Source organism: Mediterraneibacter flintii (genome assembly GCF_055387595.1).
In genome coordinates this window covers 1,366,796-1,389,960 of record NZ_AP031405.1, presented here as the reverse complement: position 1 = coordinate 1,389,960, position 23,165 = coordinate 1,366,796, and the positions used below count along the sequence as shown (strand labels likewise).

At 44.9% G+C, this 23,165-nt stretch carries 19 protein-coding genes; 6 read left to right on the top strand and 13 right to left on the bottom strand.

Annotated elements, in window-relative coordinates:
• The 8 genes from modB to ssnA all read right to left on the bottom strand — a co-directional run bounded on the left by modB (position 1) and on the right by ssnA (position 12,235).
• The gene (modB, locus tag ACZ5C4_RS06635) at positions 1-675 is read right to left on the bottom strand and encodes a molybdate ABC transporter permease subunit (RefSeq protein ID WP_464520299.1); all 675 of its coding nucleotides are present in this window, start codon (positions 673-675) and stop codon (positions 1-3) included.
• A 27-nt stretch (positions 676-702) separates the two neighbouring features.
• Positions 703-1,542 (bottom strand): molybdate ABC transporter substrate-binding protein, encoded by an 840-nt coding sequence (modA, locus tag ACZ5C4_RS06630; protein WP_464520298.1) that lies wholly within the window; start codon positions 1,540-1,542, stop codon positions 703-705.
• A gap of 133 nt (positions 1,543-1,675) precedes the next feature.
• The gene (xdh, locus tag ACZ5C4_RS06625; RefSeq protein WP_464520297.1) at positions 1,676-4,237 is read right to left on the bottom strand and encodes a selenium-dependent xanthine dehydrogenase; all 2,562 of its coding nucleotides are present in this window, start codon (positions 4,235-4,237) and stop codon (positions 1,676-1,678) included.
• Positions 4,234-5,613, bottom strand: a complete 1,380-nt coding sequence (gene yqeB, locus ACZ5C4_RS06620) for a selenium-dependent molybdenum cofactor biosynthesis protein YqeB (protein ID WP_464520296.1) — start codon at positions 5,611-5,613, stop codon at positions 4,234-4,236. Before yqeB ends, xdh begins: the two co-directional genes overlap by 4 nt.
• Entirely contained in the window at positions 5,610-6,368 is a 759-nt protein-coding gene (gene yqeC / locus ACZ5C4_RS06615) for a selenium cofactor biosynthesis protein YqeC (protein ID WP_464520295.1), read from the bottom strand. Before yqeC ends, yqeB begins: the two co-directional genes overlap by 4 nt.
• Positions 6,369-6,381: 13 nt before the next feature.
• Positions 6,382-9,375 carry a putative selenate reductase subunit YgfK gene (gene ygfK / locus ACZ5C4_RS06610; RefSeq protein WP_464520294.1) on the bottom strand — a complete coding sequence of 998 codons (2,994 nt, stop codon included), beginning with the start codon at positions 9,373-9,375 and terminating at the stop codon, positions 6,382-6,384.
• A gap of 39 nt (positions 9,376-9,414) precedes the next feature.
• Positions 9,415-10,854, bottom strand: coding sequence for a uracil-xanthine permease family protein (locus ACZ5C4_RS06605; RefSeq protein ID WP_464520293.1), 1,440 nt, complete (start codon positions 10,852-10,854; stop codon positions 9,415-9,417).
• 46 nt (positions 10,855-10,900) lie between these two features.
• Positions 10,901-12,235, bottom strand: a complete 1,335-nt coding sequence (gene ssnA, locus ACZ5C4_RS06600) for a putative aminohydrolase SsnA (protein WP_464520292.1) — start codon at positions 12,233-12,235, stop codon at positions 10,901-10,903.
• A 215-nt stretch (positions 12,236-12,450) separates the two neighbouring features.
• On the opposite strand from ssnA, the gene ACZ5C4_RS06595 reads away from it, so the two are divergent.
• The 6 genes from ACZ5C4_RS06595 to arcC all read left to right on the top strand — a co-directional run bounded on the left by ACZ5C4_RS06595 (position 12,451) and on the right by arcC (position 18,390).
• Complete coding sequence (locus ACZ5C4_RS06595; RefSeq protein ID WP_464520291.1) at positions 12,451-13,110, top strand: helix-turn-helix transcriptional regulator; 660 nt, start codon at positions 12,451-12,453, stop codon at positions 13,108-13,110.
• 47 nt (positions 13,111-13,157) lie between these two features.
• Positions 13,158-14,363, top strand: coding sequence for a diaminopropionate ammonia-lyase (gene dpaL, locus ACZ5C4_RS06590; protein ID WP_464520290.1), 1,206 nt, complete (start codon positions 13,158-13,160; stop codon positions 14,361-14,363).
• Positions 14,364-14,399: 36 nt separating this feature from the next.
• Complete coding sequence (locus tag ACZ5C4_RS06585) at positions 14,400-15,716, top strand: YgeY family selenium metabolism-linked hydrolase (RefSeq protein WP_464520289.1); 1,317 nt, start codon at positions 14,400-14,402, stop codon at positions 15,714-15,716.
• Between the two features lie 90 nt (positions 15,717-15,806).
• On the top strand, positions 15,807-17,000 hold the full coding sequence (ygeW, locus tag ACZ5C4_RS06580; RefSeq protein WP_464520288.1) for a knotted carbamoyltransferase YgeW: 1,194 nt from the start codon (positions 15,807-15,809) through the stop codon (positions 16,998-17,000).
• A 45-nt stretch (positions 17,001-17,045) separates the two neighbouring features.
• Positions 17,046-17,429, top strand: a complete 384-nt coding sequence (locus ACZ5C4_RS06575; RefSeq protein WP_464520287.1) for a RidA family protein — start codon at positions 17,046-17,048, stop codon at positions 17,427-17,429.
• Positions 17,430-17,445: 16 nt separating this feature from the next.
• On the top strand, positions 17,446-18,390 hold the full coding sequence (gene arcC / locus ACZ5C4_RS06570) for a carbamate kinase (RefSeq protein ID WP_464520286.1): 945 nt from the start codon (positions 17,446-17,448) through the stop codon (positions 18,388-18,390).
• 25 nt (positions 18,391-18,415) lie between these two features.
• On the opposite strand, the gene xylB is transcribed toward arcC, so the two are convergent.
• Genes xylB through ACZ5C4_RS06545 form a run of 5 tightly spaced genes read right to left on the bottom strand, consistent with a single transcriptional unit; the run spans position 18,416 to position 23,164 of the window.
• Entirely contained in the window at positions 18,416-19,897 is a 1,482-nt protein-coding gene (gene xylB, locus ACZ5C4_RS06565; protein WP_464520285.1) for a xylulokinase, read from the bottom strand.
• 21 nt (positions 19,898-19,918) lie between these two features.
• Positions 19,919-20,368: a ribose 5-phosphate isomerase B gene (gene rpiB / locus ACZ5C4_RS06560; RefSeq protein WP_464520284.1), complete on the bottom strand. Its 450-nt coding sequence runs from the start codon at positions 20,366-20,368 to the stop codon at positions 19,919-19,921.
• Positions 20,369-20,373: 5 nt separating this feature from the next.
• Positions 20,374-21,336, bottom strand: coding sequence for a sugar kinase (locus tag ACZ5C4_RS06555; RefSeq protein WP_464520283.1), 963 nt, complete (start codon positions 21,334-21,336; stop codon positions 20,374-20,376).
• A gap of 24 nt (positions 21,337-21,360) precedes the next feature.
• Positions 21,361-22,338, bottom strand: a complete 978-nt coding sequence (locus tag ACZ5C4_RS06550; protein ID WP_464520282.1) for a transketolase family protein — start codon at positions 22,336-22,338, stop codon at positions 21,361-21,363.
• 1 nt (position 22,339) lies between these two features.
• The gene (locus ACZ5C4_RS06545; RefSeq protein WP_464520281.1) at positions 22,340-23,164 is read right to left on the bottom strand and encodes a transketolase; all 825 of its coding nucleotides are present in this window, start codon (positions 23,162-23,164) and stop codon (positions 22,340-22,342) included.
• Position 23,165 lies beyond the last annotated feature (1 nt).

The window sequence follows — 23,165 nt, the reverse complement described above, 5'->3', positions numbered from 1 at the left end:
CTACCTCCGGTTATATTTCTGGAAAACATACGTTGCATAGTTCATCCCCGTTACGACAAAGAAAGAAATCACAACGAGAATCAAAACATATTGATACGCCCCTTCCATATCTCCCGCCGAGACATGCGAGTATACCGCTAAAGGAAGCGTCCTTGTCTTTCCTGCAATATTTCCTGCTATCATCGCCGTAGCTCCAAATTCTCCAAGCCCTCTCGCAAATGCAAGAATCCCGCCTGAGAGAATTCCCGAAAGCGCATTTGGAAACAACACTCTCCAGAAAATTTTCCATTCAGACATACCCAAAGTCCTGCCTGCGTAGAGGAGGTTTGCATCCACCTGCTCAAAAGCCCCCCGCGCCGACCGGTACATCAAAGGAAAGGAGATCACGACCGCTGCCAGCACCGTAGCTCCCCAGGAAAATGCAATTTTCACTCCGAAGAACTCCAGGAAGAACTGCCCCAGCGGCCGCTTCACTCCAAAGATATACAGCAGGAAAAAGCCTGCCACTGTCGGCGGAAGCACAAGCGGAAGCGTCAGAATCCCATCACATATCATCTTTACTTTTTCATGGCGCATACGTACAACCCAATAAGCAACTGCTATTCCCAGAAAAAATGTAATAAAGACAGACAGCGTTGCTGTTTTCAGCGAAATTAGAATCGGTGACAATTCCATAATGTCTTCCCCTTTGTATGCTTTACTTTACTCATTATATTGGATAAATCCGTATTCTTCAAATACTTTTATTGCTTCTTCACTCTGTAAAAATTCTACAAATTTCTGGGCAGCCTCTTTATTTGCAGAAGCAGTTACTACTCCTACCGGATAGATTGCAGGCTCTGCCAGGCTTTCTGCCGGCGCCTCTGCGACTACTTTTACTTTATCTGTGGTTGCTGCGTCTGTCGCATACACAATACCGGCATCCGCGCTGCCCTCTGCCACCCAGTTCAACACTTCTGTTACATTGGTTCCAAAGCTTGCTTTCGCCGATACTTCTTCCCACAGTCCTAAGTTTGTCAAGGCTTCTTCTGAATACTGTCCCACAGGTACACTTGCCGGATCTCCAATTGCAATTGTCTCTGCTTTTGTAATATCCGTAAAATCACTCAGTTCTAAGCCAGAATCCACCGAAGTAATAAGTACAATCTTGTTTTCTAAAAGGTTTACTACAGAATCTTTATCCACCAGACTTTCTTCTACCAGTGCATTCATCTGTTTTGTAGCCGCAGACATAAATACATCTGCCTCGATTCCTTCCTCTATCTGTGTTTGAAGCTTTCCAGAACTGTCATAGGTTCCTTTTACTGTAATACCTGGATTTTCCTCTTCAAACATCGGGATCAGCTCATCTTCATAAGAATATTCCAGGCTTGCCGCCGCCGCAATCAAAAGCTCCACTGATTCCTCTTTTTCCTCGTCCTGTGCGTCCGCTGATGTATTTTTTGTGTTCTCCTCATCTGCGCTGTTTGAACCGCACCCAAATACTATGACTCCGGCCAGTGCCGCTGTCATCAAAATTGCTGTCAGTTTTTTTCTTTTCATATTTTCTCCTCCTTTGTTATGAAATCTAATTTTATTATATAGCAAGTTATTTTTAAAAACAACTTGCTTTTTCAAGAAAAAGCTGCCAGGAAATTTTTGTTCACAGCAGTCTTTTCTTGTTTTCTTTTACTCTTTATTTTTTCTTTTTTTCATAAGGTGTCCCTACAAGGGGAAGCTTTGTCTGAAAATCCTTATTCCATCTGTAATATGCCCCTGCAATCGCAGGCGCTGTCGGAATCGAGGTAATTTCTCCGATACCGATCGCCCCATAGCCTACCTCCACGCCTGGTTTCTCCACAATAATCGGCTCTACCTCCGGCACTTTATCTGCCTTAAACAGTCCCAGTGTTCCAAATCTGGATACAGGATATCCAGCCTTTAATTCATACTTCTCTGTCAGCGCATACCCCAGACTCATGACAACGCCGCCTTCAATCTGTCCTTCGACACTGACCGGATTTACCGCCTTGCCTACATCATGGGCCGCAACGATCTTTTTCACCGTTCCATCTTCGTTTAACACACAGACTTGCGTCGCGTATCCATATGCCACATGTGACACTGGATTAGGTACATCGCTACCCATTTTGTCTGTCTTGGCAAGATATTCTCCATAGTATTCTCTGCCCTCCAGATCGGCAAGAACATTTCCTTTTAAATCTTCTCTAAGCTTCTGGCACGCCCGTTTCGCTGCCTCTCCGGTAATTAATGTCTGCCGCGATCCGGAAGTCGTTCCGGAATCTGGAGAATTTGCCGTATTTGGTCTGCAGTATTCTATCTCCTCCAGCGTCAGTCCCGCCGTCTCCGATACCACTTGTGTCAACACTGTGCCCAGCCCCTGTCCAATGCAGGAGGCTCCTGCGTGAATCTGTACTTTTCCATTTTTTATCAGCAGACGGCAGCGTCCCCAGTCGGGAAGCCCCACGCCTACACCCGCATTTTTCATTGCACAGGCAACGCCTGCATAGGGCTCACTCTCATAAGTCTCTTTTACCGCCTCCAGCGTCTCCGCCACACCAGTAGAGGCATCTGCAATCTGTCCGTTTGGCAGAACCTGACCAGGACGTATCGCGTTTCGGTAACGGATCTCCCACGGAGAAATTCCCACCATTTCAGCCAGCAGATCCAAATTTCTTTCCGAACCAAAACAGGTCTGTGTCACACCAAATCCTCTGAATGCTCCCGCCGGAGGATTATTTGTGTAGACTGCTTTTCCGTCAATGTCAATCACCTGGAAATTATATGGCCCTGCCGCATGTGTACAGGCACGCTGCAAGACAGGCCCTCCCAGAGACGCATACGCGCCTGTATCTGAAACAACCACTGCCTTCATAGCTGTCAGATACCCGTTTTCATCACATGCCGTTGTAATATCCATCCACATAGGATGACGCTTTGGATGAACAACGATACTCTCCTGCCTGGACAGCTTCACTTTTACAATCCGTTTTGTCAGATAGGCCACCAGCGCTGCATGATGCTGGACACTTACATCTTCTTTTCCTCCAAATCCTCCTCCTACCAGTTTATTTTCTACAATCACTTTCTCTGGAGGCAGTCCCAGCATAATACAACACTCATGCTGTGTATCATAGGTGCCCTGGTCTGTAGAATAGATAAATACTCCGTCCTCATCAAAGGGCATAGCGACTGCACATTCCGGTTCCAAAAAAGCATGCTCTGTCCAAGGCGTCTCGTAGTGCCTCGTCACCTTATATTTTGACGCGGCAATTATTTCATCTGCATTTCCTCTCACCAAATGCTCATGTGCAAGAATATTTCCTGACGCATGTACAAGCGGCGCTCCTTCTTTCATTGCCTCGAAGGGATCCAGTACGGGTTCTAAGACTTCGTAGTCCACCTTAATTTTTGCCTTGGCATTTTCCAATGTCTCCTGGTCTTTTGCAGCCACAAGGCAGATAGCGTCCCCCAGATAGTGTGTGACTTTTCCTACTGGAATCATCGTATCCCAATCCTGCTTTAAATGTCCTACCTTTACATTCCCTGGAATATCTTCCGCCGTATAGACTCCGATGACCCCTTCCATAGCAAGCGCTTCCTCTGCATGGATCGCAAGCACCTTTGCCCTGGGATATTCTGAACGGACTGCACCTGCGTATATCATGCCATCCAGGTATATATCGTCCGGATATTCTCCCGTACCCGTCACCTTTTCTTTCGCATCGATCCGCTGCATCGCCTGCCCGACAGTCACTTTTCCGCTTTCTTCCTCTACACTCAGATTTTCTCGGAAAATTTTTGCGCTTAAAAGAATCCCTTCAATAATCTTTTTGTATCCGGTGCAACGACAGATATTGTTGCGGATCGCCGCAATCACCTCCAGCCTGGACGGATCTGGGTTTTTATCAAGCAATCCCTTTGCACACATCACCATGCCTGGAATACAAAATCCGCACTGCACTGCCCCCGCAGTCGCAAACGCATACGTATACACGTCTTTTTCTCTGTCGCTCAAGCCTTCTACTGTCAGGATTTCTTTTCCTTCCAATTTAGAAAGCATCGGTATACATGCCCGCGTTGCCTTCCCATCCACTAAAACAGTACACGTACCGCATGCCCCTTGACTGCATCCATCTTTTACAGACGTCAAATGCAGATCATCCCGCAGAAATCGCATCAGTTTTTTGTCTCTCTCAACCTCATACTTTTTCCCATTTACAAGAACCGTAATCATACGCCTACTTCCTTTCTTAAGCATTCCAGATCCTTTTGCCGGTCTATATCCTTAAGCTCTTCTCTTTCTGCCTCCACAATGCGCACCTCTTTTTGATGATATTTGAATATCTGCCTTCCTCCGCTGTCCCCAGACAGCTTTAAAAGCTCTGAGAAGTATTTCGCATCCCATAGGACAGGATTCCCTGTTTTTCCCTCATTTCCTGCACATATAATCTGTCTGGGATGCAAAAACGCTTCGTTTAAAATTCTCTGAATAGTAGAAATCTTTAAATTGGGCTGATCGCTTACAGTAAAAAGAATCCCCTGTATTTCTTCCTGGATTGTAAGTACTTTTTTCAGTCCCAGCTTCACAGAATGAGAAATCCCAAGCTCTGGCTCCTGATTTTTTTCCACGAAGAATCCTTTTTTCTCTGCTTCTCTTTTTATCGCCTCATCCCCTGTCACTACAACAACCGGATACCCTGAGAAAGCTTCCACTTTTTGGAGAATCGTCTGGTAAAGTGTCTTACCGGAAAGCGATTCCTTTAATTTATTTCTTCCGAAGCGCTCTCCTCTCCCCGCCGCCAGAATAACAAAAGCAAATCGCTCCCTCATATGCTCAAACTGGCTGACGGCTTCTAAAACTCCACCGCCAACCGCCCGCGCCTTGTCAGAAATCGTTACACAATGGGAGGCTTCACATCTCGCATCAATATCTCCAATTTTCAGTCCTTTTTTTACCCAAGCCCCATTCTGCAGCATTCCTCTGACAATTCCAGACATCTGTGCTTGTACAGAGACACCCCCTGTCACAGCTACCGTTTGCCCCTTCTCAACATACTCTCCAATTTCTGCCTTTGCCTGCATTGTCCCCTCTTCGGCCGCGCGAATCAGTCTTTCTATTGTATAACCACCTACATTTCCAGGTACTCCGGTATTCGGGATGGCGCTCCCCTTCCATATTACACTGCCGAGTGTATGCCCCCTTTTCGTCTCTACTACACAGTGACAATCCTCTCCGGCGGAAAATCCAGGCCCTACACCGATTACAAAGGGCGCATCTGTGATAGAAGTGCCAAGATTTCTCTTTGCCAGAATCGCATCTACAATCACGTCCGGACAAAACCACCGGCGCGTATCTGCCTCTTTGTCTACGACAACCGCAATGTCTCCCTGTTTCAGAACCGCTTCCGCTTCCTGCTTAGAAGAGACAAGAATCCCTGTCATATCTTCTACCTGCGCACATTTTTCATATACTGCTCTGGAAAGTGCCACGCTTCTTCTTACAGTCAATGGAACCTCTAACTCTGTCATTACAATCTGATGTCCACATCTATATAATCTGGACGCGATTCCAGTAGCCAAATCTCCCGCACCTTTAATCAATATTTTCATCGCCTGCCTCGCTCTCCTTTGCCCGTCACAAGTATATTGTTTATTCCCTTTTCGAAAAGCATCTGGCAAATCTGCGCGGCTGCTTCCAGCCGAGAGGCACCCTCTGCCTTGTTTAGGATCACCCAGTATTGTGCATCCAGCGGACAGTTCTTTTTTCCACCCCTTTGGGAAGCCGCTATCGCTGCAATATCCTGTGGTGTCACCGTTTCTGCCTTCCCTTTCTTTAACAGTTCTGCCGCTTTATCAATACGAAAGCAAACCTCCCTAAGCGGCTTTCCAATAGAATCCATCCCATACACTGCCAACACATGCGTAGTCTGCGGTAAAATCACAGGTTCATGCTCCTTTGGCACTTTTAACGGCATGCATTTTGCCCCGTCTGCCTCAATCAAAAGAGGCAGCTCCTGAGCAAGAACTCTTTTCAGAAATGAAGGAGAAACACTTTTCATTTTTCCGTCCTCTGCCGGACTTCCGACATATACCTTTTCATACTTATGTAGAAGCTCTTGCAGCCTATCCAAAGAGGGAATAGTCAAAAAGCAAGGATCTTCTTCTACTCTCATATGTGTTGTCGTTGTGACAATCACTTTTCTTTTTAACTGTGCAAATTCCTCCGTCATACGCCGAATGGTCGTTGTCTTTCCACCTGCGCCAAGCACCGAGATGATCGGTGCTTTCAAATCAGCCGCCCCAATCCTCTCGATGATAGAATTTGCTCTCTGCCAGTTCTGTCCTTTTCTATATCGTATTTCCATCTGTCCCATCCAGTTATCTAATCAGATAAGAATACTCTGTGCACACTGCCTCCATCAGCCTTAACAGCGCATCTGGAATCCGGCTTTCTTCTCCTTTTTCCCAAACACTCGTCTCGCCCATAAACCTGACCGCACATTTCACCCTCGTTTTATCAAGAACCGCAAATCCCTGATTTTTACTCTGCGCCATATCCTTTTCATCTGCAAACAGCGTAAATTTATCCAGGTACGGCGCACTGTCATATGGACAAAAGCTCTTACAGTTGCCACATTCATTGCACATATAATCTACATGAATAATCTGGTGCTTCTCCATCCCCGGCACGTGGATAGAAAGATTTGCTCTATTCGGACAGACCTCTACACAGTTTTCACATATACTGGAGCATCCAAGACATCTGCCGCCTTCTTCACTGCCAGAATGCATATCTGCTATATTTCCTTTTCTCTCATAGATAACAGCTTCGTCTGTACATGCCTCAAACTCCCTGCTCAGTGCTTCTTTTATAATCGCCTCCGCAGCCTTTTTTCCGTCACGGATCCCTTCTACTACGGTCGCCGGTCCACCCAGTCCGTCACCTGCTACATACACGTCGGGAATATTCGTCTGCAGTGTCTCTTCATTGACAAATGCCCTGCCTCGTTCGTTGAGGCGGATTCCATTTGCCTCGTAAAGCTTGGACGGTACCTTCTCTCCCACTGCCGCGATCACTGTATCAGCGGGAATTTCCTTCTGCTCTCCTGTCGAAAGCACACTTCTTCGGCCAGAGCTGTCAAAATCACCTAATTTCATTACGTCACACAGAAGTTTTCCATTTTCCAGCTTTACAGGAGAGAGCAGCTCCATAAATTCCACTCCATCCTCCACTGCCAACAGCAATTCCTCTTCATCTGCCGGCATGTATCGTTTTGTCCTTCTATATACAAGATATGCATGTTCTACACCCTGGGTACGTTTTGCTGCTCTCGCAGTATCCATCGCGGTATTTCCACCGCCAATAACAACTACATTTTTTCCAATATCTAAATTTCCGTCTGTTTCTTTGAATTTCGCCAAAAATTCCAGTGCATTGACTGCTTCACCTGATTCTAGCTTGAGCATGCCGGGCTTATATGCGCCTACCGCGAAAACTACCGCCGTATATCCTTGCTCTTTTAGTTTTTCAACGCTGTCTGCTTCTGTGTGCAGACAAATATCTACTCCCATCTTTTCAAGCAGTGCCGCGTCTTTGTCGATTGCCTCAGAAGAAATCCGAAAGCTTGGAATCACATGGCGTACCACACCTCCAAGTGCCCCTGTCTTTTCAAGCAATGTAACAGCCATGCCGCCTTTTCTTAAAAAGTATGCCGCCGCCATGCCTGCCGGACCTCCGCCAATAACAGCCACTCTGCCGGCTTTCGTGACAGGGGGTGCCTGTACCTTCTCAAGTAATGCATCGTATCCGTTTTCTGCTGCCACCAGCTTCATAGAACGGATATGCACAGGCTCTTCATAAAAATTGCGGGTACATTTTCCCATGCAGGCATGAGAACAGATCGTACCTGTAATAAATGGAAGCGGATTCTTCTCTGTAATCACTTCCAACGCCTCTTCGTATTTTCCTTCCTTTACAAGCTGAAGGTATGCCGGAATATCCTGATGAATCGGGCATCCCTCCTTGCAGGGAGCAACAAAACAATCGAGAAGCGGCACTTGTTTTTTCATCTTTCTGGAAGGAAGCGGTTTTACCGCCTTCACATGATAAGGACTTGTCTTTGCCTCTCTTGCAAGTCTGCATGTCTTCTCCACGTGTACCTTCTCAAATACATCCCCTTCCTTTTCCAGCAGGCTTGCCATCTGTGCCATCCTGTCATATCCGCCTGGCTTTAACAAGGTTGTCGCTACTGTCACAGGCCAGATTCCTGCATCTACGATCCCCTTTATATTATGATAATCTGCTCCGCCAGAATACGAAATGCGTAAGTTTCCTTCAAATTCTTCTGCCAGCTTTGCTGCCAGAGAGATAGACAGCGGATACAGCGATTTTCCTGACATATACATCTCTTCACTGGGCAGCTCATTCTGCTTTACATCTACAGGGAAGGTATTGGTAATCTTTACCCCAAATTCTAAATTTCTCTCTTTGCATACCTGCATCAGCCTGGTAAGCATCGGAACCGCATCTTCATACTGCAGATCATCTAAGAAGTGAAAATCTCCGAACGCCACATAGTCATATCCCATCTCATCCATTGTCTTTCTTGCATATTCATATCCAAGAAGCGTAGGATTACATTTGATGAATGTGTGGAATCCCTTTTCTGTTATCAGATACATCGCTATCTTCTCAATCTCCTGCGGAGGACATCCATGCAGAGTAGAAATTGTAACGGAATTGCATATGTCACCTGAAATTCCTTCAACATCTTCTTTTGTCACATGCTCAAATACATCTATGTGCTCTAAAAGATACGCTTTACATTTCTTAAAAATCTCTGCATCCTGTGCATGCTGCATCGTATTAAGGAACGTATCAATCTTTTCAGATTTAATTCCTTCCAGGTCATACCCTACACTAATATTAAACTGGAAACCATCCATGCTTCCCAGCCCAAATTCCTTAGAAATCACTTTCAAAAGGAACCATGCCTTGATATATTCCTCCATTGCCTCAGGCACATAAAGCTCTGTAGACCATTCGCAGTTATAGCACTCGTCATCTGCCTTGATGCATGGTTTATTCACACATGCAGACAATTTGGCGCCGTCCATCACCTGCACCGTCTTCAGTTCAAAAAAGCGGCTTCCTGTATAATATGCAGCCACAATATTCTGTGTAAGCTGTGTGTGCGGCCCTGCTGCCGGCCCTACAGGAGTTTCGAGCCTCCGTCCAAAGATCGTCCGATTATATTTTTCATCTGCATAATAAGGGTGGTGTTCTCCAAATACTGTTCCTGCTTGTTTTTTTTCTGTTAATATCCAGTTTAATAACTGTTCAAAAGCCATAGGCCTCATAATATCACTCATATTCTTCCCTCCTAATCCACTTCTTTTCCTTCCAGTTTCTTACTCCGTCTCTGGCTTATCCTTTGGCAACACCAGATTTAAAAGCACTGCAAAAATCGTCGCAAGAACAACCGGAGAGGAAGCAAATGTATTATTGATGATAGACTGGAAATTTTCCAGGCTCATACTCATGTGAAGCGCGCTGTGAATACTCTGTGTCATCTGATTTAAACATCCGTCACTTAAGGATACCCCCATTCCAATTGCAATGGACAATCCTGCCACTGTCGTATTGCGGAACGTCAGCTTCTCTGTCACAAGCAGCTTGATTCCCGTCATCGCGATAGAGGCAAATACAGACGCTACCGCCCCGCCAAGCACGCACTGCGGAATGGTGCGCAGTAATGCGGAAAATTTGGGAATCATACCTGCCACAAGCAAAATGCCCGCAGCCATTGCAAAAACCTTTCTTGCCACCACTTTTGTAGAACCTACAATTCCTACATTCTGGCTGAAGGTTGCCGTTGGAGGACATCCAAAGCAGGAACTGACAATATTACTGATCCCGTATCCGATAATCCCGCCGTTTAATTCTTTATCTGTAGGCAGTCTGTCCATTCCGCCGCTGGTGGTAGCAGAGAAATCCCCCATCGCCTGTATAGAGTTGACCAGAAACAGAATCGCCAGCGGAATGATCGCGGAAACTTCAAAACGCATACCGAATTCAAAAGGTTTTGGAATCTGGAACCATCCCGCACTAGACAGTGCGGAAAAATCCACCATTCCAAAGCACAAGGCCACCACATACCCACAGACTAGACCGATTAAAATAGAAGCAAGCTTAAACAGCCCTTTCCCATAGTGATTCAATGCCACGACAATCCCCAATGTGATAAACGCCACTAACCAATTCTGCCAGGAGCCAAACACTAAAGCCGCTGTCTTTCCCTGTTCTTCTACAATTACCTCATATGTATTGGACGGATTACCTGCCATGTAATTGATCGCTGTCGTATAGAGAGACAGACCGATTGCAAAAATAACGGTTCCAATTACGAGTGGAGGGAACACCTTCCGAATCTGTTTGATGGACAGCCCCACAATAATCGCTACAATACCGCCGATCACCATAGCTCCTAAAATCGTGTCTACGTTCTGTGCCTGCGCAGCAATCGCAGTCATGGTAGGCACATAGGCAAAACTGACGCCTATGATAACCGGAAGTCCGGAACCTAGATGAATTTTATTTCCAAATAACTGTAAAAAGGTAGACAATGCGGCAAATACAAGGGAAACCTGTATCAAAAGTCCCATATTTACATTCCCGCCCGCATTGTTTGCCGCATTTGCTACTAAAATCGCTGGAGTTACGCAGCCGACGACTGCTGCCAGCACATGCTGTGCTGCCAGCGGCAGCATCTGCCCCAAGGACGGATTCCCATCCCATTTGAATAATTCTGAATTATCCTTTCGATTTCTTTTTTCTTTTTCTGTACTCATGCATCATTCCCTCTATGCTTTTGCATTCCTTTCTACTGTTCTCTGGCTATCTACTGTTGATTCTCTTCGCCAGCTCGGATGCTGCCTGACGGCAGTCTGCCATCACCTTCGCTTCGTCAATCTCTGTCAGTTTTCTGTCTTTCATCAGAACCTTGCCGTTTGCCACTGTCGTTGTCACATCATGTCCGGTGATTCCAAATACAAGATGTCCGTTGATATTTCCGGCATGCATCGGCGTAAGAGGGTCATAATTTACGATGATTACATCCGCCGCTGCTCCTTTCTTCAAAACACCTAACTCCTTCTTAAAATACCGGCCTGCGATTTGGGCATTTCCTTCAAATAACATCTGCGGTACTTCCGTCCATGCAGTATTCGGATCACAGAGATGGTGCTTGTGAAGCACATTCGCCACCTTGAAGGACTCCATCATATCGTGTGTATATCCATCTGTCCCCAGTCCGGTGAGAATCCCTCTGTGGACAAGCTCCATTGTAGGAGGACATCCACATGCATTTCCCATATTTGATTCTGGGTTATGTACCACCATTGTATCTGTCTCTTTTATCAAATCCATCTCATGTGGATTGATATAGATGCAATGTCCAAGCAGCGTTTTCTCTCCGAGAATTTTGCAATCCATCAGACGGTCTACAATCCGTTTTCCATACGTTTTCAAACAGTGATGCAGATCCTCAATGCCCTCTGCCACGTGAATATGATATCCCACCTCATCTGGTTTGTTTGCCGCCGCCAGCTCCATTGTCTCGTCTGAAATTGTAAACTGGGCATGCATTCCCATCATCGCGGCAATCATATCTGTCTCATCTTTCAAAGCATACCGAATGAACTCTGCATTCTCCATCACAGCTTCCTTTGCCTTTTCTTTCCCGTCTCTGTCAGAAATTTCATAGCACAGGCAGGAGCGCACACCGGTCTCTTTCGCAGCTTTTTCGATTTCAAACAGCGAGCCCTTCACAGAACCAAAGCTTGCATGGTGGTCAAAAACTGTAGTCACCCCATTCTTAATACATTCGATATAAGTGGCCATCGCACTCAAGTACGTATCATGGAGTGTTAAATTTCTATCCACCGTCCACCACATTCCATCCAGGATATCCAGAAATCCTTTCGGGTTATACCCATTAATAGACAGTCCTCTTGCAAAGGAACTATATATATGCTCATGGACATTGATAAATGCCGGCATAATCAGCCCACCCTTTGCATCAATAAATTCTGCCTCTGGATATGCTTTTTTCATTTCTTCCAGTGGCCCTACCTGCTGTATCGTATTTCCGTCCAGCACTACCGCGCCATTTTCCAGGAAAGGTTCCTTTGCATCTCTCGTAATCACCCTGCCGTTTCCTAAAATCAACATAATCTTCGTCTCCTTTTTCATACAAATTTTTTCGGACACTTTTTGTTGTCTATAGAATACCATCAAACTTCATTAATTGCAACACAAATTCTAAATTATTTTTAGTTACCTAAATTTTTTTTAGAAAAAGTATTGATTTTCATTTTTTTTATGATATGATGAGTTTAAGAAGCACAGATTTTTCATCTTATCCAATATGGAAAGGAGGCAGGAAAATGGGATACAGACTCGATTTTTTAAAGCAGCTTGCACATGGCCTTGCCGTACAGTTTGGCAATTGCTGTGAAATTGTAATCCATGATTTAAATCAGCAAGATTTAAGCCGTTCTATTGTGTATATAGAAAACGGACACGTATCCAATCGCCAGACCGGTGACGGGCCTTCCGGAATCGTACTGGAGGCGCTAAAATCCGATCCTGAAAAGATTCAGGATAAGCTCTCCTATCTTACCAAAACAGAGGACGGCAGGATACTCAAATCCAGTACCATGTACATCCGCGGGGAGGACAATACGATTTCTTATATCTTCTCTTTAAATTATGACATCACTCCTCTGATCGCAGCACAGGCGGCAGTTCAACCACTGATACAGACAGAAGCCGAAAATCGAACAGATGGCAAAAATGAACATACATCCAACGCTCCTACAACTATTACGCATAATGTCACAGAGCTGCTCGATCAGCTGATTGACCAGGCAACTGCCCTGGTTGGAAAACCAGTCGCTTTGATGAACAAGGATGACAAAATCAAAGTAGTGCAGTACTTAAACGATGCCGGCGCTTTCCTGATCACAAAATCCGGCGATAAAGTATCTTCTTTTCTCGGCATCTCTAAATTTACACTCTACAGTTATATGGATGCTGGGAAATAGTAAAAACAGACAGCTAAATTTTGAATGATAAAAAGGAGGGTTTCACAATGGATACAATCAAATGGACAGTAAACAATCTGCCTCATACAGAAGACGCGCAGCTGAAAGTCATGGCGCTTGCCGAGGTGGAGAAGGCCAGAAATTTTCACAAAAGCTTTCCCCAGTACAGTGTAACTCCGCTTGCAGATTTGCAGCATATGGCATCTTATTTAGGACTCGGCAAAGTATATATCAAGGACGAATCTTATCGTTTTGGACTAAATGCTTTCAAGGTTCTGGGCGGTTCTTTTGCTATGGCAAAGTACATTGCAAAACAAACCAAACGAGATGTATCAGAGCTTCCCTATCAAGTCCTGACATCGGAAGCATTAAAAAAGGAATTCGGCCAGGCAACTTTTTTCACTGCTACCGATGGGAACCATGGACGCGGTGTTGCATGGGCTGCCAACAAGCTCGGTCAAAAGGCCGTCGTTCTTATGCCGAAGGGTACAACGCAAACTCGTCTGAATAATATACTGGCAGAGGGCGCACACGCCACGATTGAAGAGTACAACTATGATGAATGTGTCCGCATGGCAAATGCGATGGCAGAAAAAACAGAAAACGGAATCATGGTACAGGATACCGCATGGGAAGGATATGAAGAAATACCGGCATGGATTATGCAGGGCTACGGCACAATGGCAATGGAGGCGGACGAACAGCTCCACAGTGCAGGATGCGACTGTCCTACTCACGTATTTATTCAGGCAGGAGTCGGGTCTCTCGCCGGAGCAGTACAAGGCTACTTCGCCAACCGTTATCCCCAGAATCCGCCGAAGGTTGTCGTTGTGGAGGCCGAAGCAGCGGCATGCCTCTACAAAGGTGCCTGTGCGGGAGACGGACAACTGCGGATTGTAGACGGCGACATGATTACCATTATGGCAGGCCTTGCCTGTGGAGAGCCCAACACCATCTCGTGGGATATTTTAAAAAACCACGTAGATACATTTGTGGCAGCTCCTGACTGGGCAGCAGCAAAGGGAATGCGTATGCTAGCAGCTCCAATCAAAGGAGACAGTCCAGTTACCTCCGGCGAGTCCGGTGCTGCTCCTTTCGGAGTTTTGTCCTGCATTATGACAATGGAAGAATACAAACCATTAAGGGAACACCTTGGCCTCGATGCAAATGCAAAGGTACTGCTCTTCTCCACAGAGGGCGATACAGATCCCGAAAGATATAAGTCGATCGTATGGGACGGAAATGACAAATAACACAGTAAATCATTATTTTATAAGGAGAGAAAAATTATGGATTTCAACAAAATCAAAGAAGCGGCAAAAAATTATGAAGCGGACATGACAAAATTTTTGCGGGAGATCGTAAGAAATCCCGGCGAAAGCTGCGATGAAAAAGCACATATCGACCGGATCGCCGAAGAAATGAAAAAACTAGAATTTGACAAAGTCGAAATTGATCCTCAGGGAAATGTACTCGGCTACATGGGAACCGGCAAAACTTTAATCGGGTTTGACGCTCATATCGACACCGTAGGAATCGGAAATATGGATAACTGGAACTTTGACCCCTATGAAGGATTCGAATCCGACACAGAGATTGGCGGCCGCGGCGTTTCCGATCAGTGCGGCGGTATTGTATCCGCTGTATATGGCGCAAGAATTATGAAAGACTTAGGACTTTTAAGCGACAAATACACGGTTCTTGTAACCGGTACTGTCCAGGAGGAGGACTGTGACGGACTGTGCTGGCAGTATATCATCAATGAAGATAAAGTCCGTCCAGAATTCGTTGTTTCTACAGAGCCTACTGACGGAGGTATTTACCGCGGGCAGCGCGGACGCATGGAAATACGTGTGGATGTCAAAGGAGTGTCCTGTCATGGCTCTGCTCCGGAACGCGGCGACAATGCCATCTATAAAATGGCGGATATCCTCCAGGATGTACGTGCGCTGAATGAAAATGATGATGCAGAGGAGACCGAAATCAAAGGACTTGTAAAAATGTTAAATCCAAAATACAATCCAGACTGGGAAGAAGCGCGTTTTCTCGGACGCGGTACCGTTACCGTATCTCAGATCTTCTACACCTCCCCCAGTCGCTGTGCAGTGGCAGACTCCTGCGCGGTATCTCTTGACCGCCGTATGACATTCGGCGAGACATGGGAAAGCTGCCTGGATGAAATTCGCGCGCTTCCAAGTGTAAAGAAATATGGCGATGATGTCAAAGTATCTATGTATAACTATGACCGTCCTTCCTACACAGGATGTGTGTATGAAATTGAGTGTTACTTCCCGACATGGGCAATTCCAAAGGATCATAAGGTAACAAAGGCTCTGGAGAAAGCGTACACCTCTCTCTATGGAGATAAGCGAATCGGCGCAGAGGAAACACTGCAAATGCGCCAGAGCCGTCCACTGACAGACAAATGGACGTTCTCTACAAACGGTGTATCCATCATGGGAAGAAATGGAATACCGTGTATTGGGTTTGGTCCTGGTGCAGAGGCACAGGCACATGCCCCAAACGAAAAAACCTGGAAAGCTGACCTTGTAGTATGTGCGGCAGTATACGCGGCACTTCCAACCATCTATTGTGAGGAACAGTAAGGTATTCCCATATCGAAAGTACATTACATAAACCACGTTGTCTAAATTTAAATTTATATACAATTTCATTATATTAGGAGGAAATAAACAATGAAAACTTTACAGGATTATATTGACAAGCTGAATTCCCTGAACTTTAAGGATATGTACAATGGTGACTTTTTCCTTACATGGGAAAAGACAGACGACGAACTGGAAGCGGTCTTTACACTCGCTGACGCACTGCGTTTCATGCGTGAGAATAATATTTCTACAAAGGTATTTGAAAGTGGTCTTGGAATTTCTCTGTTCCGTGATAATTCTACACGTACCCGTTTTTCTTTCGCTTCCGCATGTAATCTTCTGGGATTAGAGGTACAGGATTTGGACGAAGGGAAATCACAGGTAGCTCATGGCGAGACAGTACGCGAAACGGCCAACATGATTTCTTTTATGGCAGACGTAATTGGAATCCGCGACGATATGTATATCGGTAAAGGAAATGCCTACATGCATGAAGTTGTTGATGCTGTGACGCAGGGGAATAAAGACGGCATTCTGGAGCAGAAACCAACACTTGTAAACCTACAGTGCGACATCGATCATCCAACACAGGCAATGGCTGATATGCTCCATATCATACATGAATTTGGCGGCGTCGAAAATTTAAAGGGAAAGAAGCTCGCTATGACATGGGCTTACTCTCCCTCCTACGGAAAGCCATTGTCCGTCCCACAGGGAATCATCGGACTTATGACACGTTTCGGCATGGATGTTGTTCTGGCACATCCAGAAGGATACGAGGTATTCCCGGAAGTAGAAGAAGTGGCTGCTAAAAACGCGAAGAAATCCGGCGGTACATTTACAAAGACAAACAGCATGGAGGAAGCATTCAAAGACGCAGATATTGTATATCCAAAGAGCTGGGCGCCGTTTGCCGCAATGGAAAAACGTACAGAGCTCTATGGCAACGGTGATTTTGAAGGAATCAATAAGCTGGAAAAAGAACTACTCGCACAGAACGCGGAGCACAAGGACTGGGCTTGTACAGAAGAACTGATGAAAACAACAAAAGACGGTAAGGCACTTTACCTGCACTGCCTGCCGGCTGACATTACAGGCGTAAGCTGCGAGTCCGGTGAGGTAGATGCCAGCGTATTTGACCGCTACAGAGATCCCCTCTACAAAGAGGCCAGCTACAAGCCATACATCATCGCCGCTATGATCTTCCTCGCAAAATTTGCAGATCCGGCGGACATTCTGAAAAAACTAGAAGAAAAAAAGACACCGCGCGTCTTTGAATAAAACGTACAATGAATAAAAAGCGTATATAAGGAAGGAGAAAAACTCATGTTAAAATATGTAGATACAAAAAAGGCTCCGGCAGCTATCGGACCTTATTCACAAGGCATCGTATTAAATGGAATCGCATTCTTTTCCGGACAGATTCCATTGAACCCTGAGACCGGCGAGGTGGTCGGCTCCACAGTAGAGGAACAGGCAGAACAGGTTATGAAAAACATCCAGGCTCTCTTAGACAGCCAGGGCGCGTCATTTACCGACGTAGTAAAAACGACCTGTTTTCTCGCGGATATGAAAGACTTCGCTGCATTTAATGAAGTCTATGCAAAATATTTCACTGGAAAACCAGCGCGTTCCTGCGTCGCAGTAAAAGAACTGCCAAAGGGAGTACTCTGTGAAGTAGAGACCATCGCCGCAGTAAAAGAGGCTTAATTCCAGGAGGTCCGTTATGGAAAAGAAAAAACGTATCGTCATCGCTCTGGGGGGCAATGCTCTTGGCAATACGCTCCCTGAACAGATGAAAGCCGTAAAAATTACCTCCCGCGCGATCGTGGATCTGATTGAGGAGGGCTGTGAGGTTGTCGTTGCACACGGCAACGGCCCCCAAGTCGGCATGGTCAACAACGCCATGCTCGCTCTCACCCATGAGGATCCGCTGCAGCCCAATACCCCTCTGTCTGTCTGTGTCGCCATGAGCCAGGCATATATTGGATACGATCTGCAAAATGCATTGAGGGAAGAACTTTTAAATCGGAATATAACAGATATACCTGTTGCCACTATGATTACCCAGGTTCGTGTGGATGCGCAAGATCCTGCATTTTCCAATCCTTCTAAGCCGATTGGCCGTTTCCTTACAAAAGAGCAGGCAAAACTGATGGAAGAAAAATATGATTATATTATGAAGGAAGATGCCAGACGCGGTTACCGTCGTGTTGTCGCTTCCCCTAAGCCACAGGAAATCGTAGAAATTGGAACCATCCGCACAATGGTAGATTCCGGCGATTTGGTCATTGCCTGCGGCGGCGGCGGAATCCCCGTCACACGCCAGGGCAATCACTTAAAAGGCGCCAGCGCCGTAATTGACAAGGACTTCGCGAGCTGCCTGCTCGCCAAAGAGTTGGATGCAGACTTTTTGATCATCTTAACAGCAGTAGAAAAAGTGGCAATCAACTTTGGAAAGCCTGAACAGAAATGGCTGGATGAACTGACTCCCGAAGAGGCCCGTTCCTACATGGAAGAAGGGCACTTCGCTCCCGGCTCTATGCTGCCAAAAGTACAGGCAGCCGTAGAATTTGCTGAATCCAAACCAGGAAGACAGGCACTCATCACACTTCTGGAAAAGGCAAAAGACGGAATTCTTGGAAAAACAGGAACAAGGATTCATCTATAGAACGAAAAAATCGGCAGAGAGTGGATTATGCTCCCTGCCATTTTTTTCTGTCAAAAAATTGTTTTAATGCTGGATATAGCTCTTTAAATCTTATATATTGGCTTTCATATCTATCCACAAGTTTTGTTTCTGGAACAACTGTGCATTTCACTTTTGTCAGCTTTTCTGCTGCCTCTTTGATATTTGCATATCTTCCGCATCCTGTGGCTGCTAAAATTGCAGCACCGTACGCCGGACCCTCTTCCTGTTCCATACTATCTAATTCCATTCCCATCACATTTGCCATTATTCTACGCCACAAAAAGCTTTTTGCACCTCCTCCGCAGATACTCGCTCTCTTTGGCATCACTCCCGTCATACGTGCCGCTTCCAGCGAATCTCTCAACCCAAACGCCACCCCTTCCATCACGGCAAGTGTCATCTCCTTTCTGGAGGTGTTCATATCCATCCCAACAAAAGCAGCACGGGCATTTGGATCATTATGCGGACACCTCTCTCCCATTAAATACGGCAGATACATCACTTTATTTTCCCCCAAGTGTCTGATTCCTTTCTGTTCCTTTCCATAATTTTCCGTCTCCAGTACACTTTCCATCCACCACTTATTGCAGGATGCCGCGCTTAACATGCATCCCATTAAATGATACTTTCCATCTGCATGCGCAAAAGAATGTAATACATACCCTTCATCCATTCTGAATGTATCACTAGAAATAAAAATTGTTCCCCCTGTTCCAAGAGATATATTGCATCTGTTATTTCCTACTGTCCCTGTTCCTATTGCAGCAGCCGCATTATCACCTGCTCCCGCTACTACTTTTATAGTTCCGCTTATTTCTAATTCGCGGCATATCTCTTTTGTCAATTCTCCGACTATTTCCCAGCTTTCTACCGGTTTTGGGAGCATTGTTTCCGATATCCCGCATATTCTCATCATTTCTTTAGACCATCTTTTATTTTTAACGTCAAACAAAAGTGTACCGGACGCGTCCGAAAAATCTGTGCAAAATACTCCTGTCAGGCGAAAGGTAATATAATCTTTGGGGAGCATGATTTTACAGATTTTAGAAAAGTTTTCCGGTTCATGCTTTTTAAGCCAACGTATTTTGGATGCTGTAAATCCTGTAAATGCAATGTTTCCGGTATATTGTGCTAATCTTTCCTTTCCAATTTCACGATTCAGATAATCTGTCTCTTCCTCTGCCCTGCCGTCATTCCAGAGGATGGCAGGGCGAATTACTTTCCCCTTTTTATCCAACAATACAAGTCCGTGCATCTGCCCGCTTAATCCAATCCCTGCAATTTTGTCTTTCTCCTGATTTGCCGTCAGTTCCTTTAAACCTTCTATTATATTCTGAAACCAAATTTCTGGATTTTGCTCTGCCCACCCTCTTTGCGGAAAAGAAACCGCATATTGTTTAGACACTGTCTTATATACCTCTCCGTTTTCATTCATCAATAGAAGTTTCCCTGCAGACGTTCCTAGATCCATTCCTATAAAAAGCATCGTTTGTTTCCCTGCCTTCTCTTATATACGGTATTTCTTTTCGATATGTTCGATTCTCTCTACTTTGGGAAGCGATGCACCTCCTGCAAAATCACATTTTAGCCATATATCCAAAATTGTTTTCGCCAGCTCGAACCCTATCACTCGCTCCCCCATACAGAGAATCTGTGCATTGTTACTCTTGCGCGCCCTTTCCGCCGAAAAGGCGTCATGGCATACTGCTGCTCTGATTCCTGGGATCTTATTTGCCGAAATTGCCATTCCTATCCCTGTCCCACAGACTAAAATTCCGCGTTCACATTCTTTCGAAAGAATTGCCATGCAAACTCTCTCTGCAACATCTGGATATAAGACTTTTTCTCCTTTTTGCGCGCCAAAGTCTTTCCATTCGATTTTCTTTTTATCTAGATATTCTTCCAACACCACTTTTAATTCATAAGCTGCCTCATCACAGCCAATTGCTATTTTCATCGCTCTCACCGCCTGTGCATTTTCTCCCTGAATTCTTCTAACTGCCTGTTGTCTGGGGCTGCATTCATAAGACCTGTTTTTGTCACAGCATACGCACCTGCCAGGGCAGCAAAATCCAGGCTTTCGCTCACATCCCTTCCCCGCATCAGGCTATGGAGAAATACACCTCCAAAAATATCCCCTGCTCCAGTAGAATCAATCTCTTCTACCTCATATGGACGGACATAGTATGTTCTTCCTTCTTCAAATGCATAGCTCCCTTTGCTGCCACATTTTAAGGCAATAATTTTCCCTCTCTCGGAACATGTTCTACAAGACTCCCTTTCGTCGCCTTCTCCCAGAAACAACTCTGCTTCTCCCTCACTTGGCAAGAAAAGATTGCTTCTTTCAAAAAATGGAGTACACATTTTTACAAATTCTTTTTCTGCCATCATTTCCTTGCGGTAATTAGGATCAAAGCTTACGATTGTCGTGTCATCGATATAGTTTAATGCCCGTCTGCACGCTTCTGCTATCGACTCACTCACCGCGCAGGCAAAACCGGAAATGTGGAAAACTTTTACATTTTTAAGTATTTCTATATAGTCTTCCCTCCATTTCAATTTTGCGGCGGCGGAAGATTTTAAAGTAAAAAAGAAATCTCTTTTCCCATTACTGTACTTCGATACAACGGAAAGCCCTGTCATTGAATCAGGTATCTGTTCTATGTATTTTGTGCAAACATGATGTCTTTCCATCTGATTGACAAATGCAGCTCCAAAATCGTCTTTTCCTGCGGTTCCTATATATACAGTCTTTCGCCCCTGTAATGCACATGCATTTAAAAAGATTCCCGGATCTCCCGCAGGATATGGCCCTTTGAAACACCCCTGTTCTTTTAAAGGAGAGTCATATCCTTCTTTAATAAGTTCCACCATTGGTATCCCAAAGATACACACATCGTTTTCTTTTTCTGAAAATTTCAACATTTTGGGTTTTCACAGTCCTTTCCACTATATCTTTTTCGACAAAAAATCTTTTGTTCTGTCTGCAATAGCCTGTGGAGTCAATCCATATATCTCTAAAAACGTTTTATAAGTAGAAACGGTATGTGGATATTCATCTGGAAGTCCTATCTTCAAGAATCTACATCCTATTTCCGCGTCCATTAAATAATTAGCAATCATGGAGCCCATTCCGTTCTGTATAGAATGTTCCTCTAATGTCACAATCGCGCCTGTTTTTTCTGCACAGTGCCGAATTATCTCTGTATCGAGTGGTTTGATTGTATGCATATCAACAACTCCTGCCTCTATCCCCTTTTTCTGTAAAATGCCAGCTGCCTTTCTTGCTGCCGCTACCATAGTTCCTGTAGCAATAAAATACAAATGCTTCCCTTCGTTTAGTTCAATCGCTTTTCCAATCTGAAAATCATATTCTTCTTCATATATCACTTCTGGTATGCCGCCCCCAAGACGGATATAAACCGGGCTATTTGCCTTTAGTGCCGCTTTTAAACATTTTATCATTTCGCTATTGTCAGCCGGACTTAAAACAGTAATACTCGGAAGAGACGTCATAACCCCAATATCTTCCCAGCCAAAATGAGTAACTCCCTGTGTTCCCATTCCTACACCAGAATCGCCCCCTACAATAATAACCGGAAGTCCACTGTACGCTACATCTACTTTAATCTGCTCAAAACAGCGTTCTGTAGCAAATGGCGCAAACGCAAATGCAATCGGCTTCTTTTTATTTCTTGCTAACCCCGCTGCCACTCCGATCATATTTTGTTCACTTATTCCACATTCTACAAATCGCTTTTTTGCACTTTTAAACCCACAACATCTGCATGCCTGGCCAGAATCAGCGACAACAAAATATACATTTTCATTCTGCTCGGCTATATATTCTACCAACTGACCGAAAAAAGGTCTTTCTTTTATATTCCAATTTTTCACATTTTCTCTATTAATTTCAAAATTATTCATATTATTCAAGCTCCTTCATAGCCGTACAATACTCCGTTTCACTTAACTTAATATGATGCCAGTTATTATTGTTTTCTGCCTCAGCGATCCCTTTTCCTTTTATTGTCTTAGCAATCACGCAGGTCGGATAGTTCGTTTTCCTTTTTGTTTTGTCCAAAGCCTCCCTTAACTCCTCTATATCGTGCCCGTCTACTATCTTTACATTCCAGCCAAATGCTTTCCATTTCTCTGCCAGATTGTCCCAGTGATCCCATTTATCCACAACACCACCATATTGGTATCCATTCGCATCTACTATAGCAGTCAGATTATCCAGCCCGTGCTCTGCTGCAAACATAACTGCCTCCCATACGCTCCCCTCTCCATTTTCTCCGTCTCCTAAAAGGACATAGGTGTGATATGTTTTTTTATTCACTTTGGCATCATATGCAATTCCACACGAAACCGACAAGCCATGTCCCAATGAACCAGCCGGATGTTCTATCCCTTTTAGTCCCTTTCCACTCGGATGTCCTGCCAGTCTTGTAAAGTCGTGGTTAAAGGTTCGCATCTCTTCTCTACTGATCATACCTTGTACAATCAGCGGTGCATACAGCCCTAAAACACCATGCCCCTTACTCAAAATAAACCTATCCCTTTCTTCCCAGTCTGGTTCTTCTGGTTTATATGTCATAGCGTCGAAATAAAGAACTGCCGCAATGTCTGCAAAAGAAAGGGCTGGTCCTACATGTGCACCTTCACTGTCTGCAATTTTTGCCAATTCCAAGCATACTCTTCTAATCTCTTTTGCCTTCTGTTCTAATTCCTGGGTTGTTAATTTCATCATT

Bases quoted from the DNA above. Each gene is read 5' to 3' on its own strand.
- xdh (WP_464520297.1), bottom strand. From the start codon at position 4,237: ATGATTACGGTTCTTGTAAATGGGAAAAAGTATGAGGTTGAGAGAGAC.
- ACZ5C4_RS06605 (WP_464520293.1), bottom strand. From the start codon at position 10,854: ATGAGTACAGAAAAAGAAAAAAGAAATCGAAAGGATAATTCAGAATTA.
- yqeB (WP_464520296.1), bottom strand. From the start codon at position 5,613: ATGAAAATATTGATTAAAGGTGCGGGAGATTTGGCTACTGGAATCGCG.
- ACZ5C4_RS06585 (WP_464520289.1), top strand. From the start codon at position 14,400: ATGGATTTCAACAAAATCAAAGAAGCGGCAAAAAATTATGAAGCGGAC.
- ACZ5C4_RS06575 (WP_464520287.1), top strand. From the start codon at position 17,046: ATGTTAAAATATGTAGATACAAAAAAGGCTCCGGCAGCTATCGGACCT.
- arcC (WP_464520286.1), top strand. From the start codon at position 17,446: ATGGAAAAGAAAAAACGTATCGTCATCGCTCTGGGGGGCAATGCTCTT.
- ACZ5C4_RS06545 (WP_464520281.1), bottom strand. From the start codon at position 23,164: ATGATGAAATTAACAACCCAGGAATTAGAACAGAAGGCAAAAGAGATT.
- ssnA (WP_464520292.1), bottom strand. From the start codon at position 12,235: ATGTTGATTTTAGGAAACGGCAGGGTGATTACGAGAGATGCAAAGGAA.
- yqeC (WP_464520295.1), bottom strand. From the start codon at position 6,368: ATGGAAATACGATATAGAAAAGGACAGAACTGGCAGAGAGCAAATTCT.
- rpiB (WP_464520284.1), bottom strand. From the start codon at position 20,368: ATGAAAATAGCAATTGGCTGTGATGAGGCAGCTTATGAATTAAAAGTG.
- dpaL (WP_464520290.1), top strand. From the start codon at position 13,158: ATGGATACAATCAAATGGACAGTAAACAATCTGCCTCATACAGAAGAC.
- ACZ5C4_RS06555 (WP_464520283.1), bottom strand. From the start codon at position 21,336: ATGTTGAAATTTTCAGAAAAAGAAAACGATGTGTGTATCTTTGGGATA.
- modB (WP_464520299.1), bottom strand. From the start codon at position 675: ATGGAATTGTCACCGATTCTAATTTCGCTGAAAACAGCAACGCTGTCT.
- modA (WP_464520298.1), bottom strand. From the start codon at position 1,542: ATGAAAAGAAAAAAACTGACAGCAATTTTGATGACAGCGGCACTGGCC.
- ygeW (WP_464520288.1), top strand. From the start codon at position 15,807: ATGAAAACTTTACAGGATTATATTGACAAGCTGAATTCCCTGAACTTT.
- ACZ5C4_RS06550 (WP_464520282.1), bottom strand. From the start codon at position 22,338: ATGAATAATTTTGAAATTAATAGAGAAAATGTGAAAAATTGGAATATA.
- xylB (WP_464520285.1), bottom strand. From the start codon at position 19,897: ATGCTTTTTATAGGAATGGATCTAGGAACGTCTGCAGGGAAACTTCTA.
- ygfK (WP_464520294.1), bottom strand. From the start codon at position 9,375: ATGAGTGATATTATGAGGCCTATGGCTTTTGAACAGTTATTAAACTGG.
- ACZ5C4_RS06595 (WP_464520291.1), top strand. From the start codon at position 12,451: ATGGGATACAGACTCGATTTTTTAAAGCAGCTTGCACATGGCCTTGCC.